The organism is Streptomyces bohaiensis (assembly GCF_012033785.1).
GTDB lineage: Bacteria > Actinomycetota > Actinomycetes > Streptomycetales > Streptomycetaceae > Streptomyces > Streptomyces bohaiensis.
The window spans coordinates 1-6542 of the sequence record NZ_JAAVJC010000264.1 but is presented as its reverse complement, the minus strand read 5'-3'; the positions used below and the strand labels follow the sequence as shown (position 1 = coordinate 6542).

5 protein-coding genes are annotated in these 6542 nt (G+C 77.4%); all 5 read right to left on the bottom strand.

Translation table 11 applies throughout. The features are described from left to right. Nucleotides 1–19: 19 nt before the first annotated feature. From HCN52_RS20415 to HCN52_RS20395, 5 genes are read right to left on the bottom strand one after another with little or no spacing between them, the layout of a single operon-like run. Complete coding sequence (locus HCN52_RS20415) at nucleotides 20–997, bottom strand: NAD-dependent epimerase/dehydratase family protein (RefSeq protein WP_168089916.1); 978 nt, start codon at nucleotides 995–997, stop codon at nucleotides 20–22. A gap of 43 nt (nucleotides 998–1040) precedes the next feature. Further along, the gene (locus HCN52_RS20410; protein ID WP_168089915.1) at nucleotides 1041–2009 is read right to left on the bottom strand and encodes a hypothetical protein; all 969 of its coding nucleotides are present in this window, start codon (nucleotides 2007–2009) and stop codon (nucleotides 1041–1043) included. Next, nucleotides 2006–4717: a PEP/pyruvate-binding domain-containing protein gene (locus HCN52_RS20405; RefSeq protein WP_168089917.1), complete on the bottom strand. Its 2712-nt coding sequence runs from the start codon at nucleotides 4715–4717 to the stop codon at nucleotides 2006–2008. Before HCN52_RS20405 ends, HCN52_RS20410 begins: the two co-directional genes overlap by 4 nt. Before the next feature lie 2 nt (nucleotides 4718–4719). Continuing rightward, nucleotides 4720–5367: a methyltransferase family protein gene (locus tag HCN52_RS20400; RefSeq protein ID WP_168089914.1), complete on the bottom strand. Its 648-nt coding sequence runs from the start codon at nucleotides 5365–5367 to the stop codon at nucleotides 4720–4722. 58 nt (nucleotides 5368–5425) lie between these two features. Continuing rightward, nucleotides 5426–6394: an AfsA-related hotdog domain-containing protein gene (locus HCN52_RS20395; RefSeq protein ID WP_168089913.1), complete on the bottom strand. Its 969-nt coding sequence runs from the start codon at nucleotides 6392–6394 to the stop codon at nucleotides 5426–5428. Between the last annotated feature and the right edge of the window lie 148 nt (nucleotides 6395–6542).

Below are 6542 nucleotides of genomic sequence, written 5' to 3'. Positions count from 1 at the left end.
CGCCGGCGCCGGGCCGCGCCTACCGCCCCGGGCCTACCGCCGCCGACGGCTCCGCGCCACCCGCCGCTCCGGCGCGGTACCAGGCCGCGTCGGCGGCGAACCGTTCCCGGAACGCGTACCGCGGGCCGTGACCCACCCGCTGCCAGATCCGGGAGCTGTCGTACCAGTGGTCCGTCGCCACCCGCGCCAGCCGCTGGGCGTCGGCCGGGGTGGCGCGCGCCAGGCGCCGCACCAGCCACAGCGGCAGCCCCCACCGGGGCACGGCGATGCCCAGCGCCCCGCCGACCCGCTCCCCGACCTCCCGCAACCGCACCGGCTCCGGTTCGCAGACGTGGAAGACCTCGCCGCCGCCGTCCTGCCACGGCCCGGTGGCGAGGTCGGCGACGACCGTCGCCAGGTCCGCCACCGACACCACCGACAGCCGGGCGCGGCCCCCCGCCGGCCACACCGGCGACCTGCGGAGCAGCGCGGCGACGCCGGGGACGAACCACCGGTCGCCCTCGCCGTAGACGAAGTGCGGTCGCAGCACCACCCCGCCCGCGGCCAGTACCGCCTCCTCGGCGGCCAGCCGCGAACGGCTCGTCACCGAGACCGGCTCGGGCCGCAGTTCGGACTCGGTCGCGCCCCGGTGCGGCCCGAGACCGTAGACCGCCGCCGTGCTCAGCAGGACGAACCGGCGGACCCCTGCCCGCCGGGCCTGCGCCACCAGCGCCCGGGTGCCCGCAGCGTTGACGGCCGCGCTGCGCCGCGCGTCCTCCCCGATGTACGAGGCGAGGTGCAGCACCGTCCCCACCCCCGCGCAGACCTCGCGCAGCGAGGCCGGGTCGGTGACGTCGCCGCGCACCACGGTGACGCCCGCGCCCGCCGCGCCCTGCGGCACCGGCCGCCTGTGGACGAGGAGCCGCAGCCGCGCCCCGCGCTCCGCCAGGGCCCGGCGGGTCGCCGAGCCGACGAAGCCGGTCGCGCCGGTGAGCAGGATCGTGCCGTCCGCGGTCACCCGCGCCCCCTCGTGGTGTGGTTCCGACGGTTCCGATGGTCGGTCATGCCGCCGCCCACGCCGTCAGGGCGAGGCCCAGGTAGACGGTGACGAGGAAGGCCAGCGCGGGCGGCACCGGCCAGTCCGCGGCGCGCCCGGTGAGGAACCGGTGGGCGGCCCACCCGACCCACCCCGCCGCGGCCACCGGCGCCCAGGCCAGGGCCCCCGCGGCGCCCGGCACCCGCCAGGGCGGCAGCACCACCAGCACCAGCAGCACCGCGCCGGCGGCCGTCCCCAGGGTGAGCGCGGTCGCGGGGCCCCGGCCCAGCGCGGTGGAGTAGAACTGCTGCCCCGGCCGGTCCGCCCGGCTGGTCTTACGGGCGAACTCCACGTGCAGGAAAGCGCAGACGCACACCGCGACCAGCGGCACCGCCACCCAGCCGGGCCCCGCGCCGTACGCGTGCCGGTACACGAGCCAGACGTGGAGGCTCAGCAGCAGCTGCACCGGGTAGGTCACCACCAGGTTCAGCAGCATCGACTCGCGCACCCGCCGGGACCGCCGCTCCAGCCACGGCAGCGCCGCGGCGTACCCGACGACGGCCGGCAGCACCGCGGTCGCGGCGGCCCCGGAGACCGGCACGAGCAGCAGCAGCGCCGCGGTCGCCAGGCAGACCGCCCCCCGCAGCTCGCCCCGGGTGACGGCCCCCCGCACCAGCGGCCGCTCCGGGTGGTGGACCCGGTCGTACGCCAGGTCCTTCCACTCGTCGACCGCCCGCAGACAGCAGAGCACCAGCCACAGCGCCAGCGCGGTCAGCACCGTGCCGCCCGTCGGCCGCCAGCCGGCCACGGCGGGGTCGAGCCGCGCCAGCGAGCCCTCCAGCGCGAGCGTCCACAGCAGGGCGTACACCGCGTACACCTGTGGCGGGCAGCGCTCCAGCACGAAGCGCCCGAGCCGGCCCGGCGCGCGCGCCACACGTACCCGGGCGGGTGTTCCGGACCGGCCGGGCGCGCCGTCCGTCGTCGCGGTGGTCATGCGCCCGCCTCCCCGTCGTCGAGCAGGGTCACCGTCCCGGTCGCGCCGTCCATCTCGACGCGGCAGCCGTCGGGGATGCGGCTGGTCGCGCCGGGCAGCGCCACGATGGTGGGGATGCCGAACGTGCGGCCGGTGATCGCGGTGTGCGACAGCATCGTCCCGCGCTCCACCACGATGCCCCGGGCCCGGAGCATCAGGAACAGCCATCCGGGGTCGGTCTCCCGCGCCACCAGGATGACGTCGTCCCCGGCGGGCACCGGTCCGTGCGGGTCGAGCACGACGCGGGCGGTGCCGCGTACGGTGCCGCCGCTGGAACCGAGGCCGGCCAGCGGCCCCCCGGCCTCCCCGGCGGTGCCCCCGGCCTGCCCGCTCCCGCCGCTCCCGCCGGCGGCGGGAGCCGGGAGCGACGCCGGCACCGGGCCCATCGTCGCGAAGTTCAGCGGGAGTTCCGGACCGGCCTGCTCATGCGCGCGGCGCCGCGCCTCGGCGACGGCCCGCAGATCGGTGGCGACCCCCGTGCCGTCCACGGACCCCAGCACCTCCTCGTGCGTCAGGTGGAAGACGTCCTCGGGGGCGTCCAGCGCCTTCCGCTCCACCAGCCAGGCGCCGAGCGCCAGATGGACCGCGCGGGAGACACCGAACAGCTCGCTGCGCCGGTACCGGGAGTCCTCCCGGTGGCGGATCAGCCGCCGCACCCGCTTCAGCAGCGCCCGCACCACCGCGCGGCGCACCGGCCGCCGCCGCAGCGCCGCCGCCAGCCGCTCCTCGCCACGGGCCCGGATGCCGTCCTCCGTGCGGCGCAACTCCTCCGCGGTGCGCCCGCCGCGGGCGTGCTCCGCGACCAGCGGCAGCAGCAGCCACGGCCGCACCCGCGGCGTCGGCTGCTCCAGCTTCAGCTCCTGCAACCCGCGGTCCCCGTAGCGGCGGAGGTGTGCGTCGGCCGCAGCGGTGAACTCCGCGCCGAACTCGCCCTGCCGGACCCGCTCCCAGACCTCCTCCGCGGGGCGGTCGGCCACGGCGGCGAGCAGCCCCGGTGCCTCCCGGGCCGTCTCCGCGAGACGCAGCAGCGACATCACGGCGGCCACCGAGCGGTTCTCCTCACCGCCGCACAGCAGGTCGCCGAGGAGCCCCGGCTCGCCGACCCAGCGGTCGAGCAGCCGCTCGGCCGCCCCCGTCCCCATGGTCAGGAACAGGTCGTTGACCAGGGTGACGCCCCAGTGGTCGCCGACCTCCCGCCACAGCCGGTGCGTCCGCTCGACGGTGTCCAGCGGGTCGGCCGCGTGCCAGTCGGTGTCGCGCAGCGCCGGGACCAGGGCGTCCCACCACTGCTCGTAGGCGCGCACCCGGCGGCCGTGGGTCAGCAGCAGCCGTCCCACCCGCGCCGCCGAGCGCGCCATCCGCCACCGGTGCGCGAGGGTGCCGCCGCGCAGCGAGTCCCGGCCGCTGTCGGGTGTGGTGGTCAGCCCCATCATCTGCTCCCACCGGGCGCGGCCCAGCGCGAACAGCGGCACCTGGCGGTGCAGGTGGTACCAGGCGGTCAGCGAGTAGTGGACGCGGTGGTGGACGAAGCCGATCATGCTCGCCAGGTGGTGCCGGTTGCCGTGGAGCGTCCGCTCGTCGACACCGAGGTCGCGGTAGAGGTCGTGGAAGATCGTCCGGTAGAACAGCTGGGCGTGGCTGTAGGTCAGGGCGGTGGTCGTGCCGGGGAAGCTCTCGGTGATGTTGGCGCTGCTCCACAGCCGCTGCCGCCGGAGGTCGAGCACGACCGGCCGCGACTGGAGGATGTGGACGCGGCCGTCGGCGGTGAGGGTGCCCTCGATGTCCAGCGGCCCCGCGAAGAGCGCCTCGATCCGCTCGCCGAGCCGGGCGATCCGCCACAGCTCCGCGTCGTCGAGCACGGGGACGTCGCGCTCCGCCTCCGGCACGGGCAGCAGCGCCGTGCCGGAGGGCGCGTGCGGGTCCCGGTCCACGCGCTGGTCCTTGTGGGCCAGCCGCCGGGTGAGCGTCGCGGTGGCGGGGTCGAGGAAGAAGTGGTCGACGGGGACCCGCTCCTGGACGACGCCCTCGCCGATGCCGTGGGCGGCGGCCACCACCGGGCGCCGTGCCCCGGTGGCCGGGTCGCAGGTGAACAGCACGAACGACCGCCGGCCGGGGACCATCTCCTGCACCGCGACGGCCACCGAGAAGCCCGTCAGCTCCAGCCCTTGCGCGTGGCGGTAGAGCAGCGACTCCGCGTTGTACCCGGAGGCCCAGCAGAGCCGGACCCGGTCGGGCACCTCCTCGCGCCGCACGTACAGGTAGCTGTCGCTCATCCCGGCGAACGGGTTGTCCGCCGAGTCCTCGCTGTCGGCCGCGTCCGCGCCTACGGTGGAGGAGCGCACCGCCACCGCGGCGTCCGGGGCGAACGCGGTGTCGAACGCGGCGAGCAGTGCCGCGTCCAGCGCGGGGTCGGCGGCGGCCGTGGTGATCAGCTCCCGTGCCGCCGCGGCGGCGGCGGCGATGGCGGCCGGATCGTCGAAGTCGATCTCGGCCAGCCGGCGCCGCAGCCGGGGGAGGTGCGGGGCGAGCGCCTCCTCGCAGGCCCGCGCCGAGAGCGCGAAGAACGCGGGGACGGGGAGGCCGGCCTCCCGCATCCGGGCCTGGCGCGCGAGCTTGGGCCCGGTGAGCGCGGAGTCGGCCAGGGCCCGGCCGGTCAGGATGTGGCGCATCGTCACCACACCGCCGGTATCAGGCGGCGGCGGCCGCGGGCGAACTCGGGGTACCCGGGCACCTCGGCCAGCGCCCGCTCCTCCACCAGGATGCGCCGCACCAGCGCGGGGACCAGCAGTACGAGGAAGGCCGCCACGCTCAGCGGGTTGAGGAAGAACGCCACGAACCCGGCGTGCGCCAGCAGCATCCCCGAGTAGGCGGGGTGGCGCAGCAGCCGGTACGGGCCGCCCTGCGCGACGCGGTGCCCGTCCACGGTGCGGACGCGGTGCGAGTAGAACCGGCCGAGGGCGCGGATCGCGGCCAGCCGCAGCGCGATGCCGGCCGCCAGCGGCAGCAACGGCAGGAGCAGCAGCGGGGACCAGCTCTCCCAGGGCAGCGGGCCCCAGACGGCGGCCAGCCCGGTGGCGAACCGTGCCGCGCCGTAGAGCACCTCGGTGCCGCGGTCCGCCTCGGAGCTCTCCCCGCGCGAGGTGCGCAGCGTGACGCGGGCCTCCAGCAGCACCCAGCCGAGGTAGAGGGCGATCAGCAGGGCCGCGGTGCGCTGGACGGGGTCGTGGGCGCCGGCGAGCGCGCGGACCAGCGCGGCGGCGATGACCGCCAGTCCGACCGCGAAGAGCACGACGGGGAATCTTCTCAGGAGCCAATGCATCACAGGTGCCGCGTCCTTTGTCCTGGAGGGAACGTTTCTTCCGGTGCGGTGGACCGCGCTATATCCGGCCCGAGGCGCGCAGCCGCTCGTAGCTGCGCCGGGGCAGCATCGTCACGCCGAACCCGACCGTCCCCAGGGGCTCCGCCTGGTCGACGGCGCGCACCTCGACCTCGATGGCGCGGCTGCGGCCGGCGCCGGCGCGGTGCCGGCTCCACAGGTGCAGCCGCGCGGCGGCGGGGACCGGCGCGGGGGTGGCGACGGTGATGGTGGTGAGCAGGAACTGCCAGTCCAGCGGGACCCGGGCCACCAGGTGGCCGGCCATGGTGGCGAACTGCCGGGCGCACTCCACCAGCAGCGTCGTGGGGTGGACGGCCGAGCCGTGGTGGTCCCGTTCCGCGAGGAGGTCGGCCCGGAAGCCGTCGCCCTCCGGGCTCAGCGGCCCCACCAGCACCGCCCCGGGCCGCCGCTTGTGCACCAGGCGGGCGTCCGCCGCCCGTCCCGTCCGGGGGCGCGGCACGCGGGCCGCGCCCCGCGCGGCGTGACCCGGTGCCACGGGGCCCGGGTCGGTGCCGCGGGCCCCGCCGAGCAGGACCGTCCCCCCGCAGATCTCGGCGCCGTCCTGGACCACCCGCACCGCGTAGCGGCCGGGCGCCGCGCCGGGGACGGGCGCGACCTCCACCCGCGCGGGCGGGTCCGGGCGGCACAACCGGTTCAGTCGCAGCTCCAGCGCGGCGACGTGCCGCGGGCCGTGCGGGCCGTCGTCGGCACGCCGCGTGTCGGCGACGCCGCCCCGGTCCGCGGCGTGCGCCGCCGACCGCAGCATCCCCTCCAGCAGCAGCATCCCCGGCACGTGGTCCAGCGGGTGGTCGTAGAAGAACGGGTCGCTCTCGTCCACCCGGAGCCGCCCCGTCCAACCGTCCGGGCCGGGCCCGGGGACGCCGCCGGGGGAGCCGGGCTCCAGCTCGGTCAGCACCCGCCGTACCGCGGGTTCCATGGTCGGCGCCACCGGTGGTGCCTGTCGTGCCATGTCGGTCTCCCGTCGTGAGGAATGGACGTCGGCCCGGCGGTCGCGGGCACGGCGGACCCGGCCCGCGGGCTCGGACGCTGCCGGGCGGGGCCGCCGGTCGGGTGGTGCGGGTGCGGGTGCGGGTGCGGGTGCGGGTGCGGGCGGGGTG

Bases quoted from the DNA above. Each gene is read 5' to 3' on its own strand.
- HCN52_RS20410 (WP_168089915.1), bottom strand. From the start codon at position 2,009: ATGACCACCGCGACGACGGACGGCGCGCCCGGCCGGTCCGGAACACCC.
- HCN52_RS20405 (WP_168089917.1), bottom strand. From the start codon at position 4,717: ATGCGCCACATCCTGACCGGCCGGGCCCTGGCCGACTCCGCGCTCACC.
- HCN52_RS20400 (WP_168089914.1), bottom strand. From the start codon at position 5,367: ATGCATTGGCTCCTGAGAAGATTCCCCGTCGTGCTCTTCGCGGTCGGA.
- HCN52_RS20395 (WP_168089913.1), bottom strand. From the start codon at position 6,394: ATGGCACGACAGGCACCACCGGTGGCGCCGACCATGGAACCCGCGGTA.